Source organism: Paenibacillus sp. MER TA 81-3, from assembly GCF_023713585.1.
GTDB lineage: Bacteria > Bacillota > Bacilli > Paenibacillales > Paenibacillaceae > Paenibacillus_B > Paenibacillus_B profundus.
The window spans coordinates 142,867-168,261 of the sequence record NZ_JAMAWB010000014.1 but is presented as its reverse complement, the minus strand read 5'-3'; the positions used below and the strand labels follow the sequence as shown (position 1 = coordinate 168,261).

Sequence of the window (25,395 nt, the reverse complement as noted above, 5' to 3'; positions counted from 1 at the left end):
TGGCTGCAGCCTTAACACCAATTTCGCCACTTGCGATTTCATCAAGGATAATGAGAGTTTCTCTGACGCATCATATTTTTTATTAGGCATAAAAAGCTCCCCATACACAGGTTTTATTATTTCACCTATCTACCGTAAGGGGAGCATATCACTTTTGAAACAGCCTCTCTATTTTTTTGCTATTTTTTTATAGGAATGGTCACTTCCAGATCCTTCAGATATGTTCTATCCTTGTCATTGCCGCCGACAACCTTCCAATCCTTGGTTTTTACCGTAAGGGTAAACGGCTTGATCGTGATCGATTTCGTATTGCCGTCAAAAGGGGAATACAGCTTATCAATGTGATATTCTGTTTTGGGTTCGCTCCAGAAGTACTCGACCCCATCTGGTTGCAGGACATTTCCTTTGTCGTCCACAAGCTCATAATAGACCATGCTGGCGCTGTAATCGCCCGTTTGCTCCGGAGATTTTGGAACCGGGCCCTTACTATCCAGAATGAGACGGGTAGACACTGGTGAACTAACTAGTTCCTTGACGGTATAACTGAACTGTCCGTCCGATTTGGAGACCTCCGGCTTCAACACAAGCGAGTTATTCTCTATCTTCACGGGAGTTTTGAATTCAAAGGTTTCATTAACCTGTGTGACATCCGCCTGAATCGTGAGCTCGAATTGGTCAGGCAATTTCAATCCATGTGTCAATTCAACTTTATAAGCAACATCGTCCTGTACAAGAAAATCCCCATAGTTGGAGCTGTCAAATTCAATTTCTTGTCCGTTAACAAGAATGGTTGGCCTTTTAATATACCCTTTAAGATGAATCGGTTTTTTCTCAAAGTCAGGATCGATAATTTCTCCCTTGAACCCCTCTTCAGATAGATATGAATAAGCAGCAGTTGGCGGCAAATCTGCCCCTTCACGCTCCAACACGAAGGATAAACGGGTTCCATCGTAGAGCAAACTGGCTAACTCCAGCGTTACTCCATCATGGGTTACACTCAGGTTGGGTTCAGATACGATTCCCTGGTTAATGGCAGTATCCAGAGCTTCTTTGCTCATTCCTTTAAAAAGGCCGCCGATCATTGGAATATTCTGTAATGTTGCAGCCATTGCCGGCGATACAAATCCCGTGCCAATCACACCTCCACCTAGTACTGCTGCGACAGATGCGACCAAGACGGTTCTTCTCATTATATTTGGTTTTCGTTTCGAAGATCTTCTTGTCAGTTCACTCTCTCCAATTTTATTCATAATTTGATCACTCCTGCTTTTGTCTGGTAATGACGATTCACGAATCATTTGTTCTATTGCATCCATTTCAGCGAATTCCGTTTGTTTCGGCCAATGTCCCATGTGCCATCTCTCCTTTTTGGCTTGTACGTTCCATCAGTTTTCGACGCAATCTTTCATATTTTTTCCGTATTGTGGCGGGCTTGAGGCCCATGATTTCGCTTATTTCCTCAAAGGTGTACTGTTCTACCGCCTTAAGGAGTAAAATATGCCGCTCTTCCGTTGTAAGATAAGTCAAAAGCTCATAGACCACTGACTCGTCGCGTGAGATTTGCAGCGCAGGCTGCTGCTCTTTATAATGTTCGATCAGCTTGAGCCAGCGGCTCTGCTTTTTCTTTATATTAATCAAATGATGGTAGGCTATCTTATACAGCCAAGCAGAGAAGGATACTTGTCTTCTGTACTGATGAAGATTTTCATAGGCGCGAATAAAGATCTCCTGAACGGCATCTTCCGTCTCCGTATGATCCTTCAAAATATAGTAGCAGTAAGTATACATTTGCCGTTCAAACTGGATAATGATCGCTTGGTATGTCTGTGTGTCTCCTGCTTGGACCTGTTCTACAACCGCTTCAATTGCATTCCTTTTTCCTTCCGCTTCCCCGGGGATGGTTGGCTGCAAGAGATCACCTCCTTTCTCGTACCTATATAACAATCTCAAAATGCGATTTTGTGACACTATCTTTTTATTGTGGCGAATTATAGTAGCTTTACTCATCTCCAATTTAAAAAAACCCGCCAAAATTCATTATGGTATTATCCCCTTTAAGTAGATACTCAAAAGAAAAAGCGTCGTCATTAGACGGCGCTTGCATCTATAGTTCCGGAAATAATGAACTTGTCTTGCGCATATTGTTCGTCTAGGAAGAACGGTGCCCCTCTAAATGCACATCCACTTCTGTCATCGGCTTGGTATAGGTTAATTCAACGACGTACATCTTGCTCACTCCCGACTATCGTATGTATGAAGGAGTATGTTCCCTCCTCCTGCGTTTCGTTATATATGCGACCTCTATTAAGTACCAGGGATTGTCTTCTTAGAAGTCAACAACCGCCAATATCACATGGAATGCGACATTGACGGTTGCGTATAGATGGTATATACATTAATCAGGTTGCGGTTCGCCTGACAACAGCCCTTTATACTCGTGCCAGCGTCTGCAGCCCGACCGTGTTCAAGAAGTTCCACGGCTTATTGAAATGAGGCTGGAAGAAGAAGTCGACAACTGCCAGCTCATCCATCGTCATCTTGTTCTGAATGCAGAGTGACAGCGTATTGACAGCAGCCGTCAAGTCGATTTTCGATGCTAGCTGCGCGCCGACGATGCGTTCGCCATCCGCTTCGTACACCACTTTGAGCATGACTTCCTCATGAGTCGGCATGAACTCGGGCCGGTAGCTGTCTGTTATTGTGCTCACTTTCACATTCATTCCGGCAGCAAGTGCCGCCTGCTCCGTTAAGCCTGTAGAAGCGATATGATGATCATAAATCTTAATCCCAGACGTCCCTTGCGTGCCAAGCGAGCGGATACGCGGCTCCACCAGGTTGCATGCGGCAATCGTGCCCATGCGGACGGCATTCGTCGCCAGTGGAATGTACGTAGCTTGACCCGTCGGATTGTACTGTACGGCACAGCAGTCCCCTGCGGCAAATACATCAGGCTGGCTCGTGCGCATATATTCATCGACTACGATGGCTCCATTATCCAGCATGTCAAGCTGGCCGCGGAACAGCTCCGTGCTCGGCTTGAAGCCGATGCAGAGAATGACGAGTTCCGCTTCATACTCGCCCTGATTGGTAACCACCTTCGAGACGCGCCCGTCGGTTCCTTCAAATCGAGCTACCGTTTCTCCGAGCGCCAGCCGCACGCCTTTTGCCCGCAATGTCTCTTCCACGGAAGCCGTAAATTCAGCATCCAAGTATTTCGACATCACCCGATCGCTCATGTCGATAAGCGTCACTTCTTTGCCGTTCTCCTCGAACGCTTCAACGAGCTCGATGCCGATATAGCCTGCACCAATGACGACGACTCGGCGGGCATCCTGAGCTTTTTCAATAATGGCATTGGAATGATTATAATTTTTGCAGAGCATAATATTGTCAAGGTCGATACCTTCGAACGGCGGCACAACCGGCCATGAACCCGTCGTAATAATCAACTTATCGAATGTATCCTCAAGCTCTTCACCCGTCTCCAGATTGCGTACGCGGAGTGTCTTATTGGCTGTGTCTGCATCAAGCACATCGTGGCGCATCTTCGTGACGACTCCAAGGTCGGCAAGCTGATTCGGCGAAGAATAGAACAGTCCTTGCGGGTCTTTCACGACGCCGCCCACATATAAGGCAATGCCGCAGGACAAGAAGGAGATATTGTCGTTTCGTTCATATACGGTAATTTGAGCTTCAGGGTAACGCTTGGCCGTTTGGACGATAGCGGCGGTGCCTGCATGTGTACAACCGATGACTGCAACTTTCATAGTAAGTTCCTCCCTTATGTTCAAGTCAGAATTGTATTGAAAAGGTGAAAAATAATAATCCATGTGAATGTGAATACCTTCACTTACTAAAATAAAAAATATTGTGCCTTTTGTTCGTTGTATGACATTGTTCATTGCATCAACCGAACATACTTTTATTATATTCGTTTCTTTAGCCACGACAACCTCGCGCAAACGCTATCATTTGTCTAATTTGTGAAAATAATAACTTTCACAATGTATAGTAAAAAAAATGTGATAAATATCATAGAACACTCTTCCGATTCGTTCGCTCGCAGCTATGTGTATTCATATATTTACCATTTTTGATTATGGCGCAAATCCTTGGTTTTTATATAGGTTTGTATTAAAGTATACGGGGTCTGCATAATTATACTTTCAACTCGAAGGAGATTATATACATGACACCAACGAACGACCCACAGTCATCCGCTCCCGTACGGGGCGAAGGCTGGACAGGGATTTTGCGATTTGCCATTCCCTCCTTGCTAGGGCTTTTGCTCTTCGTCGTGCCCCTGCAATGGAATGGGGAAGTAACGGTTCCCATTGCATTTTTGGCCAAAGCAATTCAGCATGCATTAGCGCCATGGCTGCCGCTGGCCGCCACTATCGTCATCGTGCTTGCTTGGATCGGGACGGCTTACACCCGCTGGCTCGCGCCGAAGCGCCTGCTTGCGCTTCCATTATGGAAATCCATGTTTCACATTACCCCCTTCTGGTTCGTCACCCGAACGTTGGGGATGATATTTGCGCTGTTGACATACTTTCAGATCGGTCCTGACTGGATAGGGTCGGAGAATACGGGCGGAATGCTGCTAAGCAGCTTGATTCCCGGCCTGTTCGTCGTCTTTCTGCTGGCGGGTCTGCTGCTCCCGCTGCTTGTTGATTTCGGGTTGCTCGAATTTTTCGGAACGCTGATGACGAAAATTATGCGCCCGATATTCACCTTGCCCGGTCGTTCATCCATTAACTGCATGGCCTCTTGGCTCGGTGATGGCACGATCGGAGTCATGATGACGAGCAAGCAATATGAGTCGGGTTATTATACGAAACGGGAAGCGGCTGTTATTGGAACGACCTTTACGGCCGTCTCGATTACGTTCAGCTTTATTGTGCTGTCCAATGTGAACATGGCGCATCTGTTTCTGCCGTTCTACGCCACAGTGACGTTCGCGGGTATGGTCGCAGCCATCATCATGCCGCGCATCCCGCCGCTCTCGCGCAAGCCGGATACGTATTACGGCGAAGTGCAACAAGCCGAAGAAGAAGTGATACCTCCTGCGTGGAAGCCATGGCGCTGGGCGCTCCATCAAGCGGTCGGCAAGGCGAAGCAGCATGAGGGGACGAGATCCTTCCTGCAGAACGGAAGCAAAAACATCATTGACCTGTGGATTGGAGTCATCCCGGTCGTTATGGCTATCGGCACGCTCGCGGTGGCGATTGCCGAGTTCACGCCGTTGTTCAAATGGCTCGGCTGGCCGTTCATTCCGCTCCTGAATCTATTAGGTGTGCCAGAAGCGGATGCGGCTTCACGGACGATTCTCGTCGGCTTTGCCGATATGTTCTTGCCTACTGTGCTCGCCTCCAATATAACAAGCGAGCTGACCCGCTTCGTCGTCGCGGCGCTGTCCGTAACGCAGCTCATTTATATGTCAGAGGTGGGCGGTCTCTTGCTCGGCTCCAAAATACCGGTCAATCTGAAGGATCTTTTAATTATATTTGTGCTGCGCACCCTTATTACGCTGCCGATTATTACATTGATTGCGCATCTGCTGTTCTAATAGAGGTTGTTCAAAAACACCCTATTGATCACGAAATATCCCAAGATGTGATTCGACATCGAATCTTGCAATTCACTCTTGAAGTCCGGTGCTCATGTAGTCTCGCCTGCACTGCCGCTGCTCCTTACAAGTTTTACGGAGCAAAACTCGCTTCGGGAGCATGCGCTTCGAGTTCTTGCTACCTTCTCGGTGCTGAACAGTGACTTTTTCAATTCGCACTAATGCGAAATCGCTCGAAAGGCCCCTATCCGGTGACGGGAATCCCCGTTTTTTGCTTGGATATGGGCTTTTTTATATATTGCTTCCCTTCCTAAAAACGATTATCGTTACATCATTCATTTCGAAAGGGTTGTTCAAGGTAAACGGCGCTCAATACTCCATTAACCTGCACTTTTGCAGTTTGCCGCCACTTATTCACCAGTCTTCTAGAAGTGCTGCGAAAACGGCCTCTTTACCGTCAGTCATCACGCATCCCGCTGCGCTATCTCTACTTCATTCGCTCGCTCCTTCTTCCGCTATCATCCCATGGCGGCAACGGGAAGGCACGCTGTACCTATCACGAACTGACTCCTGTATCGATGATATCACATACATATTACCGCCAGAGAGAAAGGAGCTTGTCCATGAACGGCAAAGATGCCGCCGGTACGAGCCCTGCATCCGCAGCGCTTCGGCCGCAAGCTAGCCCGCAGCAGACGACTGTGTTCCGCATTCTGCTCGCCATCAGCTTCGTACACTTGTTCAACGATTCGATTCAAGCCGTCATCCCGGCCATATTCCCGATTCTGAAGGATACGATGAGCCTGTCCTTCACGCAGATTGGCTGGATTTCATTCGCCATCAACTTTACGGCATCGCTCATGCAGCCTGTCGTCGGCTATGCGGCGGATCGCAGACCTACGCCGATCCTCCTGCCGATTGGGATGGGCTTTACCTTTACCGGTGTGCTCCTGCTCGCCTATGCGCCGAATTATTGGATGGTGCTGCTTGCCGTTATCTTCGTCGGCCTCGGTTCCGCCGCCTTTCATCCAGAGGGCAGCCGGGTTGCCCATATGGCCGCTGGAATGCGCAAAGGTCTGGCGCAGTCCATCTTTCAAGTCGGCGGGAATGCTGGGCAGTCCTTGGCGCCGATGCTGACGAAATGGGTGTTCATCCCGTTCGGTCAGATTGGGGCGCTCGGCTTCACGATTATCGCAGCCGCCGGAATCGCTGTACAGATGTATGTAGCTAAGTGGTATCGCAGCATGCTCGATGCCGGCTACACGTTCAAAAAGCGCCATCAGGCAAGAGCAATGGACCCTGCGAAGCGCAAAAGCATCCTCTGGGCGACAATCATTTTGGTCGTGCTCGTCTTTGTCCGCTCGTGGTACGGGGCTGCTATCGGGAGCTACTATGCATTCTATCTGATGGATGCCTATAAGCTCAGTCTCGACAATGCGCAAATTTATATTTTTCTGTTCCTGGCCGCCGGTGCGGTTGGAACGTTCTTCGGCGGTCCGCTTGCCGACCGCTTCGGCAGACGCAATCTGATTCTCGTCTCCATCGTCGGCACGGTGCCGATCGCGCTGGCGCTGCCGTTCGTCACTCCGTTCTGGGCTGCCGTCCTGTTGACCTTGAACGGGTTCATCCTGCTCTCCAGCTTCTCGGTAACGGTTGTCTACGCTCAGATGCTTCATCCGGGTAATATCGGAACCGTATCGGGGCTCATTACAGGCTTCGCATTCGGTATGGGCGGTATTGGCGCACTCGTGCTTGGTTACTTCATCGACGGCTGGGGTATCACAAACGTGATGATCGCATGCGGCTTCCTGCCGATTCTCGGCCTGTTGACGTGGCTGCTGCCTAACGATGCGACGCTGGATGAGTGGGCGAAGGAATTGCCTGAGGATTAATTATTAATGAACGCAAGCGAATAACGTAAAAAAAAACTGGAACCGCTATCTAAAGAGACGCTTGCTCTCCGATAGCGGTTCTTTTATATGCCATATATATATATTTGTTCATGCATCTGATGACATTCATATGGGGTGTATGGTAACGTAACACATACCATTATTTAGACACATTTTAACAAACAGCCCAACTGGGGACTTGCGGCGGTAGCCGCTGAGATCTACAATATTGTCAACTTCCCTAACTGATATATTTAACAGCACACCTTTTTGGTTATCGAATAAATATATTCATTGACAACAGGATGGAAGATAGATGATTTCAATACGGAGGTGACGGAGGATGTCGCAAGAGCAAGACGGGAAACAAGCGATCGAAGCAGTCGAAGAGCATCAGGCTTGCCAAGAACAGCAGGAAGAAGAGGCAGAAGAGTCTGAAGACCGCGAGACGATCAAACACCTCCAAATGGCGATTCAACAAATTAATGAGCTGTATCAGCGGCAACGATATAAAGAGGCGCTGCTGGGGACCGCCCGGCTGCAGCAGCAATATCCGGAGCACCCAACGGTTATGTCGCTCGCTGCGATGGTCCACAAGCCGATAGCGCCGGACAAAGCGCTGCATTGGGCTGCTGAAGCGCTGAAGCGAGATATTTATCAATCGGATGCCTGGCGGGTGAGAATGTCGGTGTATTACGACCGCGGGGAATGGAGCGCATTCGAGACCGCCGCTCGGCAGCTCGCCATTGTGGCTCCAGACGACCCGACGCCCCATTTGCTCCTGGCGCAGCACCAAATGCGAAGAGGCGCGCTAGAACAAGCGCTGCTGTCGCTGGAACGCTGCATTGCCATCGAGCCTGCCGGAATTGCTTATGCCACTTACAGCTATGTACTCGCCCAATTGGAACGTGTTCCGGAATCTAAAGAAGCTGAGCGCAAAGCGCTTGAGATGAATGAAGAACATGCGTATACGTTCATGCAGCTGGCATGGGCGGCAGACCAGCGCGGGGAACATGAGCATTCCCTCAAATTCATGGGAGAGGCGGTTCGCCTTGATCCTGGCGATCAGCAGGTGCGGGAAGAATATATGGATGCGCTGCAGAAGACGCACCTGTGGTTCCGCCTAGTGTGGTGGCCGGCACAACTATTTCAGAAGCTTCAGCCCTTCATTCTCCTTATCATTTGGGTCATTTTCGCCATCATTCAGCCTGCTTTTCTTATCGGCTTCATTGTGCTTCATATTGCAACGTATTGGCTTAGCCGCTTCGTCGTGAATTGGAAAGTATACGGTCGGCCGTGGGTGTCATAAGGCACCCTCTCGGCCTGCGCGGGTGGAACCGTCCAGCTTATGCAATCGTCGTCAGAATGACGCCTACGGCAATCAGCACGACCCCCATCGTTCCCCAGATCGACAGCTTCTCCCCCAGAAACAGAAATGCAAATCCGACAGCCAGCACGACGCTGAGCTTATCGATGGGAGCGACCTTCGCCACGTCCCCTTTTTGAATGGCTAAAAAATAGAACAACCACGACATCGCTCCCGCCACACCGCTTAACACGATGAATAGCAGCGCCTTGCGGTTCGCCAACACTTCGCCGATTTGCGTCAGCTTTCCTTGAACAGCTATGACGCCGATCAGAAACAACGCCATAATGACGGCACGGATTGCCGTGGCCGTGTTTGAATCAACCTGCTGCAAGCCAATTTTTCCGAAAATAGACACGAAGGCAGCCATTACGGCAGAGGCCAAAGCGAACCAAAACCAACTCCCCATATATTCCCATCCCCTTCTTCACCAAATAATAGTATCATGCTCAAGTCGGCAATGATTTACATACATCGAACTGATGCCGAACTTAACGCAATATATTGAGAACAATTATCAATTATAACAAAAGAGTGCGCTTGCCAACACCCCTTTGAAATAGGAAAATGTTAATAAGTTAAAAACGGTCATTTACATACGTTGCTGGAAACGATATACTAGTGAACGTTTTGGTTCAGGTTCGGACAAATGCATTTCATAAAACATACACCAGTAAAGTTGAAATTAGGAGCCGTTCCTTCATGATATAGTCTATAAAAAGGAGACGTTCACATGACTGCTTGGCGAAAGCGAACGTTGCACTGGACTCCGGCACGCGTGCTGGTGACCGGGTTTCTGTTTATTATTACGATAGGCGCAATTTTATTGAAATTACCGATTTCCACCGCACCGGGTCATTCCCTCTCGATCGTTGACGCTTTGTTCACGGCAACGTCCGCCGTGTGCGTCACAGGGCTAGTGGTGGTCGATATCGGGACGACCTTCTCTGCGTTCGGACAAGGGGTCATTATTTCACTCGTTCAAATTGGCGGCATCGGCTTCATGTCCGTGGCGCTGCTCTTCTACTTGATGCTCGGCAAGCGGATATCGCTGCGCGAACGATTGATCCTACAGGAATCAATTAACGCGAACAGCATGGAAGGCATCGTGCGCACGATTAAGCGCGTTATCATCTTTGTATTTGTCATTCAAGGCACCGCAACCGTTATTCTCATGCTGCATTGGTCCAGCCATATGTCCTTGACGCAAGCGTTCTACTACGCCCTGTTCCATTCCGTGTCACTCTTTAACAATGGGGGCTTCGATCTGTTTGGGTCAAGCTTTCAGCAGTATGCGGGAGACTTCTTAACGAACTTGATCGCTTTTCTGCTCGTCTTGTCTGGCGGGCTCGGCTTCATCGTGTTGGCGGAGCTGTACGATTATCCGAAGTCGCGCCGGCTGTCGCTCCATTCGAAAGTCGTGCTGTCCATGTCAGCGCTTCTAGTCGTTGTCGGAGCCATATTTATATTCATCTTTGAAGTAACGAACCCGAATACGCTCGGATCGTTAACATGGGACGGCAAGCTGTATGCGTCGTTCTTCCAATCCATTTCCGCGAGATCGTCCGGGACAGCGACGCTTGACATTGCCGATATGCGGCAAGTGACGCAATTCTTCCTCATCATATTGATGTTTATCGGAGCATCGCCGGGATCGGCCGGCGGCGGAATTAAGACGACGACGTTCGCCATTCTGCTGGCGGCCGTGTATGCCATGCTGCGCGGGCGTGAAGATGCGGTATTGTTCCGCCATCGCCTCGCCAAAGACCAAATCGTGAAGGCGTTGACGATTATTTTCCTAGCGCTGTTCATGGTGCTGTCCGTGTCCATGCTGCTTGCCGTTACAGAGGACGAGCCGTTCATCAGCATATTGTTCGATACAGTGTCCGCCGTAGCCACCGTCGGAATGTCCATGGGATTAACGCCGGAGATGACGCCTTTCGGCAAGCTGGTCATCTGCATGACGATGTTCATCGGACGGATCGGCCCGATGACGCTCGCCTATGCGCTTGGCAACCGCAAGGAGCAATCCTTGTTCCGTTATCCGGAAGGCAAGATTATGATTGGGTAAGGAAAAAATGTAACAAAAAGGGGTGGAGGGTATCCGCTGGAGAGACCTGGCGATCGCCTTTGAATCCGAGTCATCCCCGCATCGTCTCAGCCCAATGACTTGGATTCAACAGCGACGGAAGCGGGTACCCCCACCATTCTTGTTTCTTTTTCAATTCATTTCGGGTTTCTCAACAAAATCAGGCAGCAAGCGCGGTGCGCTGCTGCCTTTTTTCGTGCTTTTTGCATATATGGAAATACAGAACGATTAGGAAGCCGTCGGAGCATCGCTCGATAGCATGGACTCTTGTTGCGCTTTTTGCTTGCCTGAAGGAATGAGCAGATTCAAAATCAGAGCGGCGAGCGCGCCGACTGTAATGCCGGAAGACAGGACATAGACAGCGAAGTCCGGCAACCCGTCCAATGCGCCTTGCGGCAGCACCGTCACCGCCATCGTGAGCAGAATCGGCACGCCGATAATCATCATGGCCCGCTCATCCAAATCGACGAACTGGATGACCTTCAGCCCGTTCACGACAATCGCTACGCAGACGACGCCGAAGATGCCGTTAATGACAGGCTCTGGAATGCAAGTAATCGCAGCCGACAGCTTCGGCATGAGACCCAGGGCGATAAGAATTCCCCCTCCGGCCATAATCGCCATCCGGCTTCCTACACCCGTCACCGCGATAAGCCCTGCATTGGAGGAATAGCCGGTCATCGGCGTGCCCCCGAACAATGCGCCGACGAAGCAGCCCAAGCCTTCTCCGGCTGCCGCGCGATTCAAGCGCTCATCCGTCAGCTCCTTCCCCGTAATGGAGGAAATGACGAACCATGTCCCCGTCGTTTCAATCAAAATAATAAAGTATACAAACATCATCGTCAGAATGGCACTTAAATCAAACACGGGTGCGCCAAACGGAAAGAAGCTCGGCAAGGAAACCCAGTCTGCGTCGGCTACCGGCGCAAAATCAACCGTTCCTAAGAACGATGCCACCACAGTGCCGACAACGATCGCGACAATGACCGAAATGAGGCGCGATACAGTACCTAGACCTCTGGATTGACGTCCCAGCAGCATGCATGCGATGAGCACACCTGCAGATACAGCGGCGATGAGAATGTTCGTCCACAGATCCCCTGGCGCTCTATAAATATTATTCATGCCGGTCGGCATGAGCGAAATGCCTACAATTAGAATGACCGTACCACCTACAAGCGGAGGGATCACCCGGCGTACCGCCTTGGCGAACCATTTCAGCGGCATGCCTAGCAGAATCATCAGCAGCGCGCCGGGAATGAGACTTCCTGTCATCGCGCCCAGCCCAAGCTTGCTTCCGATCGCGCCAATAGCGCCGATTGGCACATACGATGGTCCTTGTACGACAGGCAGCCGTAAGCCGAAGCCCGTCTGAATCAACGTCGCAATTCCAGTTCCAAGAAAGCACATTTGAATAAAGAATGAAGTGTCAGCTGCGCTTAACGAAAGCAATCCGGCAATGATAATGGGCGCAATGTATAAATCCATCGCCAAGACGTGCTGAAGCCCGAGAATGAAAGCTTTCCCCATACTGATCTTATCGTCGACGCCGACGACAAGCGTATTTGTCTTCGCTGGTTGTTCCATAAGTGATATCAGCTCCCAATTTTCTGTATCGTTCCGTATATGATTTTTATCACAACCTGATTATAGTGCGAAGTTTTATTTTTGTATAGAAAAATTACGAATATTTTTTAGTTTTGTATTTAAAATGTTCGCCTTTAAGGTTGACTGCAACGTCTAAATTCCCTAAAATGAGCTTATGTAACGCTCGAAAAACGAAAGTGCCAGTTAAGAAATCATTTAGAGTATATACTTCCATATAAAGGGGACTAATGAAATCATGATCGTCAACGACGCCGTATTGCACAATGAATGGATAGTGGCCTGCCGTGCTCAGGACCTTCAGGAGAAGCCGATGCAGGTGCTCATTATGGGAGAACGTGTCGTCTTGTTCCGCGTAGAAGAAGGGGTGCATGCCTTTAAAGATTTGTGTGTGCATCGTGGTGCGGCGCTGTCGCAAGGCTGCGTAAAGGATGGAAAGCTGGTCTGTGCCTACCATGCATGGGAATTCGACGCTTCCGGCGCCTGCGTAAGCATTCCGCAGCTCCCGAAAGAGCAGGCTATTCCTACCAAAGCGCATGCAATCACATACGGGTGTGAAGAACGTTATGGCTTCATTTGGGTCAACCTTGGCCAAGCGGACGCGCCATGGTTCCCATTCCCGGAATACGGTGCCGCCGGATGGCGCAACGTCATCTGGGGACCGCAGACCGTGGCGGCGAAGCCACCGCGCATCGTCGAGAACTTCTTGGATGTCGGCCATCTGGCTATCGTCCATGAAGGCTATTTGGGGGTTGAAACGCATACGGAAATCGGAGATTATCGTGTACACCGCGTACCGGAAGGCATCCGTTCCGAGGAAATCGCTATATTCCAGCCAGATCCGGATGGTTCGGGGCAAGCGAAGCACGTGTATTACACTTATGAGATCGCACGTCCGTTAACGGTGAAATTCACGAAGCGCGACAACGAGACCGATCATCTCATGTCCATCGTGCTGACGGTGCAGCCGAAGGATGCGGACACCTCAATTGCATATGGAGTGCTCTCTTTCAATTACGATACCGGCATGGCTGATGAGGAAATAACGAGCTTCCAGGATATGATTTTCGCGCAGGACAAGCCAGTGGTTGAGAATCAGAAGCCAGAGGATTTGCCGCTTGACCTGCAGGTGGAGCTGTCGCTCAAATGCGACCGTGTCAGCATTGCCTACCGCCAATATCTGAAGGAGCTCGGCGTCGTCTGGGGAACGGCCTGAGACAGCGATGACCGATCACTAAGTCTGGGGCCTGGAAAGGTGCCCAGGCTTTTTTGCATTCAATGTGATCGACTTCGTCTCCAGCAGGGTACCGACATTCAGCCTTTACCCCATATAACGGATGAATTCCGCAGCGGGTTTTCGTGGAGACGCAGCACTCGCTTTTTCTGTTCCGCGGTGGAGCCCGGAGTAAGTTCCATTGGAAAATATACATTGAAATGTACGGACTCGGCGGCTAAACGGCATGTAGACTGTAATTTATCCAATGGATCCGGCTGTTTTTCAGCCATTAGTGAGGATGGAGTGTCGAATCATTGGAAGAATTCCAATGAAACCTGCCATAAAGGGATACACGCTGCTGTTTCACTGGAAACAATCCAATGGATGAGCAAGTAAATAACTAGTTACTAAGATGTCATCCAACCTGAGCAATATGGAGTATAGTAAGGGACATGTGACGGTCATGATCATTCATTCTATGAAAAATTACGGCTAAACACTCATCGGCTTCCCTCGCGGGAGCCGATGAGCCTAGCGCACGGCTATAGTGCCGCCAACTTACTCCTAAGATTAACTCAAGTTGCCCGGTACCGATTTGGATACGCGTCCGGTCTTCACGCATGCAGCTTGCGCTGCGGGACGGATAATTTTCATGCCTGTCACCTCCTTGCAATGAGTGGAGCGGTACGTACATTCAGCCTCGCTAGAGCAGAACGGCCGCATTCGCTCTGTGCAATTCGTTCTATACATCCACCGCCGCTGCCGCTTCCTCGGCCTGCGTCTGCAGCCAAATCGTGCGCAGCACCTTCTTAATTTGGCGCTTCTCGTAGGAACAAGGACGGTTGCCCGAACGCATCCGATAGAGCGGACAGTGATTGCCTTGGCATGCCGGGCGGAAGAAGCAAGCCCGACACTTCTCATCCGTTTCTTCTCCAGACGTCGTCCACAACGCCAGCTTGTCCATATCCAACTCCAGTTGGCCATCTGCATGAATGCGACCGAGTTGATTGTTCACTTGGTCGATGGCGACAGAGCATTTGTACAGCTTGCCGTCCGAACCGACAATCATCGAGTTCGGCTTCGCCGCGTAGCAGACCGCCCCGGTCGGCAGCAAAATGTCAGAGATGAAGGAACTTACGTTCAAGCCTTCTTCTATCGCCCGCTCGTTGAATTCCCAAATCTTCTTATCCTTAGTCCGATCATCGCAGACCGGCAGCGTAAGATCGTTCTCGCCGCCCATGCAGCCGACCGGACGAAAATACACTTTAAAGCGTTGATCGTCCGCGAACAAATCGCGCAGCATCGGAATGAACCGGTCGACCGCCTCCAAGTTGCTGTTGTCGAAATTGACCCGCAAATTGATCTCGAACGGCCGTTCCACGGACTTGAGTGACAGCAGATTGTCGACAATCCGCTGATACGTTCCGCCCCCGCCATGCAGGCCGCGGCGCGCATCATGCGCCTCCTCCGGCCCGTCCAGCGTAACCATCAGGCGTTCCACACGCCAGTCGAGGAGCTGCTCGAACCGTTCCCGCGTCAAGAAATAGCCGTTGGTCGACATTTCCGCGTTGTAAGTCACGCCATACTTTTCACACGTCAATATAAACGACTTGGACAGCTGCTCAATAATTTGCGGAACTAATAGCGGCTCGCCTCCATGCCAACTAATCGTCAGCAGATTAAGCGTCTTCGCACGCTGCTCGATATATGCTTCCAGACCGGCAATGACCTCTTCGTGCATTCGGCCGCGCGGAAAAGATTCATAGCAGTAATGGCAGCGGAAATTGCATGCCTCCGTCACGAGCAGCACTAAATGCATCGAATCCAACTGGTGCATCGCGTGATGAAGGAACTCGGCCCGGCGCAGCTCGTCCATGTCCGCCTGCACGAGAAATCCATGCTCGATCAGTTGGCCATGCAGCCCATCCTCCGAATGATGCGCCGACTGGTTCGGCCGCAGCCACCCTAACACGCGCTCCCGCTCTTCTGGCGAGAAAGAAGCTAGGGCACCAGAGTAGCTATTGTATAGTACGAGACCCCCATCATCCACTTGCGTTTGCGCATTGAAGCGCGACGGGCGCCATTGTTTCACTTCTTGATTCATCAAACGTTCCCTCACTTGTTCTGTCTAGATCTGTAGTATCGACAACTATATATCATGCCGTGATACGAGGCGGCTCACAATGACACCGGTCACGTTTCTTGTGAATCAATGCACGCATACTCGATAGGCAAGCACAAAAAAGAACCCTGAGCCTCTTCGTATGAAGAAGCCGGGTTCCGAACACGCGCTCGCGCTATTTCAACTTGATGCTGGCACTGTCCGCCTCATTTCCTCTCGTCAGCTTCTGGAACTGCATCAGCATGGCTGCACGCCATGGGAGCAGCATACCGAACGCAAGGATGAAGAAGATGGAGGCGCTTTGCGAGATAGACACGTGCTGTTCCACCACATCATGCAAAATGAGCCGTAAAATCAATAAGGCAATAATCACAATGATAAACATGTTGGAACGTTTCAAATATATCTCGCCGCCGTTCATCTCGAACTTGGAAGTGCGTATCAGCGGGTACGAGAAGCAGATCGCACCGACTAGAAAAGCGGCAATTCCCCACGTCCACGGAATGCGCATCGCTGGAACGACAAACATTAAAAAGCCGGTAGCCATTCCTATAGGCGGTATAATGATTTTCTTGGCGGACGTCGGCTTATTGGATGCGCGCAAACGCAGCACAATGACGGCCGTTCCAGCAAACAGCGAAACAATTAACGATAGAAGCTGCGACGACACCATGGCTTGTGACATGGCAATTCACCTCGGTATGTTAAATAATAAAAATAATCGATAGGCACGTCTTGTAATCTTTTGACTATGATTTATTTTACATGATTATGTCCTTTCTTACAAAAGGTTCGCCTGTGCTCAACACTTTCGCAGATCCAATATCATCCAGAATAGAGATGCCAACTAATTTCTCACACGAGGAACACACAAGAATCGTATCCTAAAAAAGAAGACGACCTCTCTCCGATTAAACCGGGAGTGATCGCCGCTTCACAAAATGATAAGGTTATATCCGCTTTCTTTTGTAGCGGGTCACAATTACGCAAGCCAGGCCAAGCACCGCCAAAGAGACGACAGTCGTAACGGCTTCCTGCATGCTGCCTTGCGTCGTGCTGCCGCCTTGTCCGGGTGGCATCCCGTCAGGTCTGCCGCCCGGACCTCCGCCAAAGCCGCCGGCTCCTCCTGGTCCGCCTTGGCCTCCACCAGTACCGTCGGCTCCTCCCGCTCTGTCCTGACCTCCACCAGTACCGTCGGCTCCTCCCGCTCCGCCTTGGCCTCCACCAGTACCGTCGGCTCCTCCCGCTCCGCCTTGGCCTCCACCAGTGCCATCGGCGCCTCCCGCTCTACCTTGACCTCCACCAGTACCATCGGCTCCTCCCGCTCCACCTTGACCTCCACCAGTACCATCGGCTCCTCCCGCTCCACCTTGACCTCTACCAGTACCAGCGGCGACTCCCGCTCCACCTAGGAATCCGCCGGGTGGCTCCATTCCACCTTGCCCATTGCCCAATCCATTGGCGCCCTCCGGCACCACTTGCTCAGCCTGGCCGTTTGGAGCGCCAGCGCTCTGATTATTCTGAGCAGCGTTGTTTCCTTTATTTGCTTGATCATTCCGGCCGTTCTGGGCAATTGCCTCCCCAACTGCGGCAGCATCGTTATTGCCAGCGTTATTCATTCCCGGCATTCGTTCTCCTCTGCCTCCTCCCGGACCGCCGAAGCCACCGCCGCTTCCACTCCCGTCGCCAGAGGATGCAACTGTACCGTCAAGCTGCTGTGCGATATTTTCGACCGTGCTGGCATTTGTATCAGTCAACTGCTCTACAGCTTTTTGATGCTGCTCAAATGTGTAGAAAGCAGTCGGATCCTGTTCGACACTGGCAGATATCATGTCCGCTACTTGCTGTACCCGCGCCGCAAATGACTCGGAAGACAGATACCCCTCGATCGAAGTGCGGATTATTTCATGATACATATCCTTGTATTCATCTACGGCGAGAAGCTTCGCGATAAGCGGCCGTTCTGACAGAGCGCCTTGAGTAGGCTCGTCTATCAGCACACTCGCCCTTCCCGGTCCTCCCCCGAAAGCCATATTATAGTCCCATGGCAGGATCGAAAAAACACCGTCATTTTCATACAAGTAATAGTTTTGTTTGTTGGATCCAAGGTAACTGTCCCAATTGACGGTAACCACATTGAGAGCGATGTATTTCAGCACTTCCTCCACATCGAGCACCTGTTCATAATCGGAGCCGTTGTTCAGTTCATTTAGCATGTCGATTAAAGCTTTGCCGTTAGAAGCTTTGGATTTTAATACAAGCCCGGAATAGGAAGCGGCATTATCACCCAACCACGACAATTCGGTTCCGCTGCCGTTGAACTCTGCTTTGTACAGAGCCCCGTACGTATTGCCGAAATTCCGTTCCAGATACGCGTCACCCACTTGTTCCACCGACAAATAACACCCTCTCAGTTCCCCATTCACATATACATTTACGAAGGAGAATCCAGGCGTGGGCAGCCCCATTTCCTCAGCAAGCTCATAGGTTAGAAATTCCTTCATATAAGAGGCATCACTGTAATTGTTGTTTAAGTTAATTTTGCTGATACCGTACAATGTCTGATTCGATATATATTCGTCGAACGACAGCTTAAAGCTGTATCTGTCAGAATCGGAGTTGACCACGCTTCTTAAGCTCAGATTTCCTTTGGTCCTTATGCCCACATTGTCGAGATGAATACCGTTATAATCGACAGCAGCTATCTTCATCTCTTCCGCCGAGGCATTGTCCAGCATATCTTGAAAATCATCTTCGTCTAATGTAATTTTCACGTCGACGACTTTATCCTTTGGAAATACATTTTGATTGATCTCGGCGATTTTATCGGATGAAGAAGGACTGTCCATAACTTCCATTGCTCCATCCTTAAAAAAGGTCATCATTCCGGCTGTGATAATGATGAGCAGTGCAACGCCTGCGCACAAAATAATTGGTAAGGCGGATTTGAATCTCATGTTCCCACCTCCTGTCATTGAGATACATAATCGCCGCTGTAGCTGATTAACACAGCATTGCTCACTCCAGATAGCTTCGTAATTTCATTAACGAAACGCGGATCATCCTGACCCAAGCGAACCTCCACTGTCATTTCGACGCCAGAGTCCGTGACCGTTTTTTGCTTCACGTTAAAACGTTTGACCAGCGAATTAAGCTTCTGCAGGATAGCCTGTTCACTTTCAGCAGAATCGCAGTTGACTACGAGCAGATAAGGCGTCTCAAAAGAAGCACTTTTAATGAAAATAAATAACACCATGCCAACAATAACGGAGCCGACAACGGCCAGTGTATAAAATCCCGCACCAGTGACAATGCCAGCCACGGCCGCCCAGAACAGGAATATCAGATCCGTAGGATCCTTAATCGGCGTTCGAAAGCGGACGATACTCAATGCGCCTACCATCCCTAGCGACAGCACCAAGTTAGAATTTATCGCGATGATGACAAGTGCGGTTATCAAGGTCATGCCAATCAGCGATACGTTAAAGCTCTTGGAATACAGCACGCCGCTGAACACCCGCTTATATAACAAATAAATAAAGAGCCCGATGACGAATGCGATAGACATCGTCAGCAAAATGGTGACGATACTAATGTCCGAGTTGAAATTTTCAAGCACCGATTTTTTGATAAGATCGGAGAAGTTGGTCGATGTATTCTGATCCATTATTGATCCTCCCATGTGTTGAATTTTAAATATTTGCGGCAAATCACATACTTTGAGTTAGATTGCCGAATCAATCCTTCGGTCTGAATTGCGGTTCGAATGTATTCAGGCAGAAATTCGTCATACTTTACCTCGAATACGATGGCATTGTTATCATAGGCATCAATCGTGTTCAAGTCTGGGTTGAAAATGTGGATGGCGTTTAATCCTGTTTTTAGATGCTTGTCGAACGTAATTCTTACATTTCCCTCCCTGGATACATACGCCTCACGCACGTAATCGACGATAACTTTGGGTCTTAGCAGCCTGTTCTTTATCTCGCGGTATACCTCAAACAGCAGCGGTCTTTCCGGAATGTTGAACACCTCGTAATGTCCTGCCAAGATGGAGTCCACCATTTCTCTGGTTAGCGGTTCTTTCACTTTGGCAATGTAATCGTTAAATTTGATTTTTTTCTCCAAGTGAATGACACGATCCGAGAAGTTGTAAATCCGGATCCGATATTTCTCCCGATCCCGGACTCCGCCCAGCTTCTCATGCAGCGCTTTGTTGTCGATATCATCGAAATAGAGGCTGCGGATATGATACTCGCCACTCACTTCAGCATGCTTGTCCCTTTGCAGCACATTGATCAACTGTTGACGGATGATGTGATACTGATGATGGTTCATGTGATATTTTAATTCGTGACGGAATTTTAATGACGGATTCAATGGATACACCTCTTTCTGCTAAATGGATAATTCCGCATGGGCGAGGCCTGGTACGCAAAGTACAATGGTGTTCGGGGCATAGGTACATACTTGTTGCACTTGCTGCTTTACAAACACTTTACAGTGCGCAACTAATTTTTCGCCTGAATAGAACCTGAATGCAAACTGAAAGTTTTCAGCATATTTCATTTTGGGGTTGAATAAAGTGCACCGTTACGATTTGATAAAGAGAACAGCATTTTTAAATGAGAGGAGCGAGGAGCATGGGTGGAAAAAAGAGAATTTGGGTACTCGGAGCGATGCTAATCATGTTCATTGCAGCAGCTTGCGACTCAGAATTGTTGCAGGCGGAGGAAGCCGCTTCGGTGAAGCCTAAGTCGCTTGTGACCACGTTCAAGGGCGATCCACGCACGAGCCGGTCCTTCACGTGGCATACGAACAACCCCGATACGGCAGCCATCTTACAAATAGCCAAAGGGACGCACCCCGAAGCATTAGAGGGGCAACAGGTTATTACGATAAAGGGGACGACGACTACAATAGATATTGGCAAGGGTCCTCTTCAAGGGGTTCATAAAGCAAATGCGGATAATCTTGAGTCGGGAACCGACTATACGTATCGCGTCGGAAACGGCGATCCTGACGGATGGAGTGAACCAGCCACGTTCACGACCGAAGCGGAAGGATTGACCGATTTCACCTTCATTAACGTTACCGATTCTCAAGGTGTGACGGACAGCGATTTCAAACTTTGGGGACATACATTAAATCAGGCGTTCGGGAAGTTTCCAGATGCGCAGTTTATCGTGCATAACGGCGATCTGACAGAGAATCCCGAGGATGAATCGGGGTGGGACTATTTTTTCAAGGAAGCGAAAGCGTGGCTGACGCGGTTCCCTCTCATGCCGGCGACAGGCAATCACGACGAAGTAGACGAGAATGCGGACCGTTATGTATCGCATTTCAACGTTCCTGACAATGGGGCAGACGGCTCTATTCCAGGGACAACCTACTCGTTCGATTACGGGCCCGTCCATTCCGTTTTTTTAAATACAGAATCGAATATAAAAGGGCAAACCAAATGGCTGCGCCAAGATTTATCTGCCACAGATAAGCCGTGGATTATCGTAGCTCTGCATCGCGGTCCGTACGGCGGCAATCAGGATAAATCCATACTTAAGCGATGGGTTCCCGTGTTCGACGAGTTCGGCGTCGATCTGGTGCTGCAAGGACATAACCATGAATATTCTCGATCGTATCCTTTGAAAGACGACCAAATCGTTGCAGAAGGAAAAGGAACGGTCTATGTCGTGACCAATGCTTCAGGAGCAAAATTAAATGTGAAGAAGAAGGATAAATATTATCATCAAGTCCATTTTCAGCCTGACAAGCAAATGTTCGCGGGCATTCGCATCAATGGCGACACCCTGACCTACCAAGCATACGATATTGACGGAACGAAGCTGGACGAGTTCGTGCTCAAGCATTAAACTGCAGCCAACAAGATGACATCCCACTTGAAAAAGCCGAGGCGACCAAGTTCGCCTCTCTAACTCCGATGCTCGCTCTCCCCTTCAGTCAGAGCAACTGCCTGCGATGGTGTTCGCGACTTCACCCTTCTGCTCGTTCTCCCCCTAAGTCAGGACATCTGGCCGGGGACGGTGTTGCTCACTTTACTCTTCTGCTCATTCTCCCCTTCAGTCAGAACATCTGGCCTGCCACGGGGTTCACCTCTACTCTTCTGCTCGCTCTCCCCTTCAGTCAGAACCTGTCCTGCCACGGGGTTCACCTTTACTCTTCTGTTCACTCTCCCCTTCAGTCAGAGCAACTGCCTGCGATGGTGTTCGCGACTTCACCCTTCTGCTCGTTCTCCCCCTAAGTCAGGACATCTGGCCGGGGACGGTGTTGCTCACTTTATTCTTCTGCTCATTCTCCCCTTCAGTCAGAACATCTGGCCTGCCACGGGGTTCACCTCTACTCTTCTGCTCGCTCTCTCCTTCAGTCAGAACCTGTCCTGCCACGGGGTTCATCTCTACTCTTCCGCTCACTCTCCCCTTCAATCATGATATACCGGCAAGTGAGTGTTCCTTTTTGCTGCTCTCCCGGTGAATTAGAAAAGATAACGGACAAAAATCGTGAGATTAGTAATCTGCATTGCGAGAAAAGACAGAGAATTGGTTGGCTCACATGGTGAAGTATTTCTGAACGTTGGGGAGAGTGGAGCTAAGGGCATAATAGCCAGCAGTTCACCGAGGCAAAAATTAAATATAAAATCCAGGGGGTCGTTCAACAAATCATATGATTGTTCAAAAAGTGCACTTTTCCTAAAGTGTTGCTTCATAAGTTAGAGCACTTGCCTCTCAATTAGTAACGTTCCTGAGCATTGGGGAGAGACCATACCAACACCACTAAAAAAAGACAGATCGTCAGACCATAAGTTCTGACGGTTCTGTCCCTTCAAACATGGATCAGTGATGGCATATTGTATCTACTGAAATGCTTCTCTCGTCTCAACACTATCAGCCGATCGCCTACTGTCCTTGAGGCCTCGTTCGGCGCGTCGCTACCGCTTCATGCGGGTCATCCGGCCAATAGTGCTTTGGGTATCGTCCTTTTAAGTCCTTTTTGACATCAAAGTACGTCGTCTGCCAGAAGCTTGCCAAGTCCTGCGTCACCTGCACCGGGCGCTGTGCCGGCGAGAGCAGATGCAGCGTCAGCGGCACCTTGCCCATCGCGATGCGCGGCGTCTCCTTCAGGCCGAATACTTCCTGCAGTCGAACGGCCAATACGGGCCGCTCTGGATCGCTATAATCAATCGCGATGCGTGATCCGCTCGGCACGGCAAGATGCGTAGGCGCCTCTTGCTCAAGCTGCTGCCGCATGTCCCAGGGCAGCATGGATTCGAGCACGGCGCTGACGTTCAGCTTCTGCAGATCGTCACGGCTCTTCATGCCGTAGACATGTGGGCTGAGCCACTCCTCCAGCGTCGCGAGGAGGGTCTCGTCACGGGCATCGGGCCAATCCGGCCAATGCCCATGCATGAATTGAAGCCGCGCCTGCAACTGACGCGCGTGCTTCGTCCATGGCAGCAGGGCAAGCCCCTCTTCGGCGATGCCCTGCTGAAGGGCGCGCAGCACAGCCTCCGCGTCTGGCGCGGGGTGCTGTGCGTCTTTGAGCATGAGCGCACCAAGACGAACACGCTCGCGGGCACGAACGGACTTCGTCGTCCGGTCCCACGCGATGTGCGCTTCGCGCGTCATGTCAGCGGCGAAGTGCTGTTCCAGCGTGGAGCGCTCTAGCGGCGTCGCAAGCAGGATGCGGCTGTCAGCGCCCTGATCGTCCAGGTGCAACGCGACCAAGTAAGGGGACTGCGCCAATAGAGAATTCGCAGCCGCTGCTTGCGAGAATGCCGCACCGCGCCCGTTCCGCAGCAGATAGCGCCCGTCCGCGCGCCGCTCGGCTATTCGGTCTGGATAAGCGAACGCGGCCAGCAGACTCCACGCCTGTGCTTCATCCTGAACGGCCTCCGGTCTGGACATCTGTACCGGATCGGTGCAAATTTGCTTCCAAGTGCCAATCCCAAAAACACGCATATACTGCTCCGCCTGCTCACGTATGCGGTGAATCGCTGCTGTATCCATCTGCTCCACTCGCCCGGCGAGGCGCTGCTTTCCGCCCGCGGCGGGAATGAGCACCTCCATGCGAAGCCGCACATCCGGGTCCGGCGGCCCAGCACCGGGGCCGCTGCGAACGATGTCGCGCTCACCAAGCAGCGCGGCCAGCTGGCATGCCGTCTGCCCCAGCCCGAGCGGCACGGCCTGCACGATCATATGCGCGAACCGTGGGTGCAGGCCGGAACGGGCCAGTGTGCGGCCGTGCGGCGTGAGCGCCCCGGCAGCAGTCAATGCCCCGAGCTGCTGCAGCAGCTCTGCAGCCTGATTCAGCGCCGGGACCGGCGGCGGCGTCAGCCACTGCAGTTCAGCGGCTTCGGCACCCCACACCGCAAGCTCCAACGCCAGCGGCGTCAAGTCGGCGTCAAGCAGCTCCGGTGTGCCATGCGCTGGAAGCTGTGCATGATCCTGCTCCGTCCAGAGCCGGTAGCAGACGCCGGGGCCCAGACGCCCCGCCCGCCCACGCCGCTGATCCGCGGATGACCTGGAGACAGACACCGTCTCCAGCCGAGTCATCCCCGTTCGGGGCGAGAAGCGCGGCACCCGCATCAGGCCGCTGTCGACAACGACGCGAACGCCTTCCACGGTCAAGCTCGTCTCCGCGATCGCGGTGGCAAGCACTACCTTGCGGCTGCCTTTTCGGCTTGGAGCGATCGCTGCGTCTTGCGCCTGTGGCGAGAGCTGCCCAAATAGCGGTGTAATATTTACCTGCGCCCCTGGCGATTGCGCCCGCAGCGCCTCAGACAGCGCCTCTTCTACACGCCGGATCTCACCCGCTCCCGGCAGAAATACCATAACATCGCCGTCATGGCGGGAAAGGGCCATCATGACGGCACGCACAGCCTTCTGCTCCAAACGGGCATCGTCCCGACGGGTTAAATAATGCGTTTCTACCGGGTAACTGCGCCCACGGCTTTCTACAATCGGCGCTCCACCCAGCATGTCGGATACAGGTTCCGCTTCCAATGTAGCCGACATAACCAAAATGCGGAGATCGTCACGCAGTACTGCCTGTGATTCAATTGCGAGCGCAAGCCCTAGATCCGCATGCAAATGACGCTCGTGGAATTCGTCGAAAATAAGGAGACCGACCCCATCTAGTGAAGGGTCGTCCTGAAGCATACGCGTCAAAATCCCTTCCGTAATGACTTCTACTCGGGTTTTGGCGCTAACCTGCGTATCCAAGCGCACGCGGTAACCGACCGTGTCCCCGACGTTCTCGCCCAGCGCTTGCGCCATAAAACGGGCCGCCGAACGCGCAGCGATACGCCTTGGCTCAAGCATCAGGATCCGCTGTCCTTGCAGCCACGGCTCCTCCAGCAGCGCAAGCGGCACTCGCGTCGTCTTCCCTGCGCCCGGCTCGGCCACAAGAACCGCCCCTGTGCGCTCCGACATCGCCTGCTTCAGTGCCGGCAGCACTTCATCTATAGGTAAATGCGTCTGCATCACAATCACTCCAACCATAGAAAACTGCACTTTTGTCCA

General features: G+C 51.1%; 20 protein-coding genes. 6 read left to right on the top strand and 14 right to left on the bottom strand.

Translation table 11 applies throughout. From position 1 onward, the window contains the following. Positions 1-179 precede the first annotated feature (179 nt). The 3 genes from M3650_RS20415 to M3650_RS20405 form a co-directional block, all read right to left on the bottom strand. Positions 180-1,352, bottom strand: coding sequence for a DUF4179 domain-containing protein (locus M3650_RS20415; protein WP_251577298.1), 1,173 nt, complete (start codon positions 1,350-1,352; stop codon positions 180-182). After that, positions 1,318-1,911 carry an RNA polymerase sigma factor gene (locus M3650_RS20410; RefSeq protein WP_251577296.1) on the bottom strand — a complete coding sequence of 198 codons (594 nt, stop codon included), beginning with the start codon at positions 1,909-1,911 and terminating at the stop codon, positions 1,318-1,320. Before M3650_RS20410 ends, M3650_RS20415 begins: the two co-directional genes overlap by 35 nt. Positions 1,912-2,429: 518 nt before the next feature. Then, positions 2,430-3,767, bottom strand: a complete 1,338-nt coding sequence (locus M3650_RS20405) for an FAD-dependent oxidoreductase (protein ID WP_251577294.1) — start codon at positions 3,765-3,767, stop codon at positions 2,430-2,432. A 422-nt stretch (positions 3,768-4,189) separates the two neighbouring features. Between M3650_RS20405 and M3650_RS20400 the strand changes: the two genes are divergently transcribed. The 3 genes from M3650_RS20400 (at position 4,190) to M3650_RS20390 (ending at position 8,770) form a co-directional block, all read left to right on the top strand. Further along, positions 4,190-5,569: a YjiH family protein gene (locus M3650_RS20400; protein ID WP_251577292.1), complete on the top strand. Its 1,380-nt coding sequence runs from the start codon at positions 4,190-4,192 to the stop codon at positions 5,567-5,569. Positions 5,570-6,192: 623 nt separating this feature from the next. Further along, complete coding sequence (locus tag M3650_RS20395) at positions 6,193-7,461, top strand: MFS transporter (protein WP_251577290.1); 1,269 nt, start codon at positions 6,193-6,195, stop codon at positions 7,459-7,461. Between the two features lie 343 nt (positions 7,462-7,804). Continuing rightward, positions 7,805-8,770, top strand: coding sequence for a tetratricopeptide repeat protein (locus M3650_RS20390; protein WP_251577288.1), 966 nt, complete (start codon positions 7,805-7,807; stop codon positions 8,768-8,770). A 37-nt stretch (positions 8,771-8,807) separates the two neighbouring features. On the opposite strand, the gene M3650_RS20385 is transcribed toward M3650_RS20390, so the two are convergent. After that, a complete protein-coding gene (locus tag M3650_RS20385) occupies positions 8,808-9,236 on the bottom strand; it encodes an EamA family transporter (protein ID WP_251577286.1) in 429 nt (142 codons plus the stop codon). Positions 9,237-9,560: 324 nt separating this feature from the next. Here M3650_RS20385 and M3650_RS20380 point away from each other — a divergent pair, with 324 nt between their 5' ends. Beyond that, complete coding sequence (locus M3650_RS20380) at positions 9,561-10,898, top strand: TrkH family potassium uptake protein (protein ID WP_251577284.1); 1,338 nt, start codon at positions 9,561-9,563, stop codon at positions 10,896-10,898. Between the two features lie 246 nt (positions 10,899-11,144). On the opposite strand, the gene M3650_RS20375 is transcribed toward M3650_RS20380, so the two are convergent. After that, positions 11,145-12,503, bottom strand: coding sequence for a nucleobase:cation symporter-2 family protein (locus tag M3650_RS20375; RefSeq protein ID WP_251577282.1), 1,359 nt, complete (start codon positions 12,501-12,503; stop codon positions 11,145-11,147). Between the two features lie 256 nt (positions 12,504-12,759). Here M3650_RS20375 and M3650_RS20370 point away from each other — a divergent pair, with 256 nt between their 5' ends. Further along, positions 12,760-13,737: an aromatic ring-hydroxylating oxygenase subunit alpha gene (locus tag M3650_RS20370; protein WP_251577280.1), complete on the top strand. Its 978-nt coding sequence runs from the start codon at positions 12,760-12,762 to the stop codon at positions 13,735-13,737. 570 nt (positions 13,738-14,307) lie between these two features. Here M3650_RS20370 and M3650_RS20365 read toward each other — a convergent pair. The 6 genes from M3650_RS20365 to M3650_RS20335 form a co-directional block, all read right to left on the bottom strand. Beyond that, entirely contained in the window at positions 14,308-14,487 is a 180-nt protein-coding gene (locus M3650_RS20365; protein WP_233697143.1) for a hypothetical protein, read from the bottom strand. Then, positions 14,480-15,841: a radical SAM/SPASM domain-containing protein gene (locus M3650_RS20360; RefSeq protein ID WP_251577278.1), complete on the bottom strand. Its 1,362-nt coding sequence runs from the start codon at positions 15,839-15,841 to the stop codon at positions 14,480-14,482. Before M3650_RS20360 ends, M3650_RS20365 begins: the two co-directional genes overlap by 8 nt. Positions 15,842-16,034: 193 nt before the next feature. Further along, entirely contained in the window at positions 16,035-16,544 is a 510-nt protein-coding gene (locus M3650_RS20355) for a CcdC family protein (protein WP_251577276.1), read from the bottom strand. Between the two features lie 265 nt (positions 16,545-16,809). Further along, a complete protein-coding gene (locus M3650_RS32045; RefSeq protein ID WP_285848572.1) occupies positions 16,810-18,816 on the bottom strand; it encodes a CotH kinase family protein in 2,007 nt (668 codons plus the stop codon). A gap of 14 nt (positions 18,817-18,830) precedes the next feature. Continuing rightward, positions 18,831-19,526: a DUF4956 domain-containing protein gene (locus tag M3650_RS20340; RefSeq protein WP_251577274.1), complete on the bottom strand. Its 696-nt coding sequence runs from the start codon at positions 19,524-19,526 to the stop codon at positions 18,831-18,833. Further along, positions 19,526-20,239, bottom strand: coding sequence for a polyphosphate polymerase domain-containing protein (locus M3650_RS20335; RefSeq protein WP_251577272.1), 714 nt, complete (start codon positions 20,237-20,239; stop codon positions 19,526-19,528). The genes M3650_RS20340 and M3650_RS20335 overlap by 1 nt, the downstream gene beginning before the upstream one ends. A gap of 263 nt (positions 20,240-20,502) precedes the next feature. Here M3650_RS20335 and M3650_RS20330 point away from each other — a divergent pair, with 263 nt between their 5' ends. Beyond that, entirely contained in the window at positions 20,503-21,729 is a 1,227-nt protein-coding gene (locus M3650_RS20330) for a purple acid phosphatase family protein (protein ID WP_251577270.1), read from the top strand. A gap of 149 nt (positions 21,730-21,878) precedes the next feature. Here the strand turns inward: M3650_RS20330 and M3650_RS20325 are convergent, their stop codons facing one another. From M3650_RS20325 to hrpB, 3 genes are all read right to left on the bottom strand, one after another. After that, the gene (locus M3650_RS20325) at positions 21,879-22,046 is read right to left on the bottom strand and encodes a hypothetical protein (RefSeq protein WP_251577268.1); all 168 of its coding nucleotides are present in this window, start codon (positions 22,044-22,046) and stop codon (positions 21,879-21,881) included. A 73-nt stretch (positions 22,047-22,119) separates the two neighbouring features. Continuing rightward, on the bottom strand, positions 22,120-22,287 hold the full coding sequence (locus M3650_RS20320) for a hypothetical protein (RefSeq protein WP_251577266.1): 168 nt from the start codon (positions 22,285-22,287) through the stop codon (positions 22,120-22,122). A gap of 483 nt (positions 22,288-22,770) precedes the next feature. Further along, positions 22,771-25,356 carry an ATP-dependent helicase HrpB gene (gene hrpB, locus M3650_RS20315; protein WP_251577264.1) on the bottom strand — a complete coding sequence of 862 codons (2,586 nt, stop codon included), beginning with the start codon at positions 25,354-25,356 and terminating at the stop codon, positions 22,771-22,773. Between the last annotated feature and the right edge of the window lie 39 nt (positions 25,357-25,395).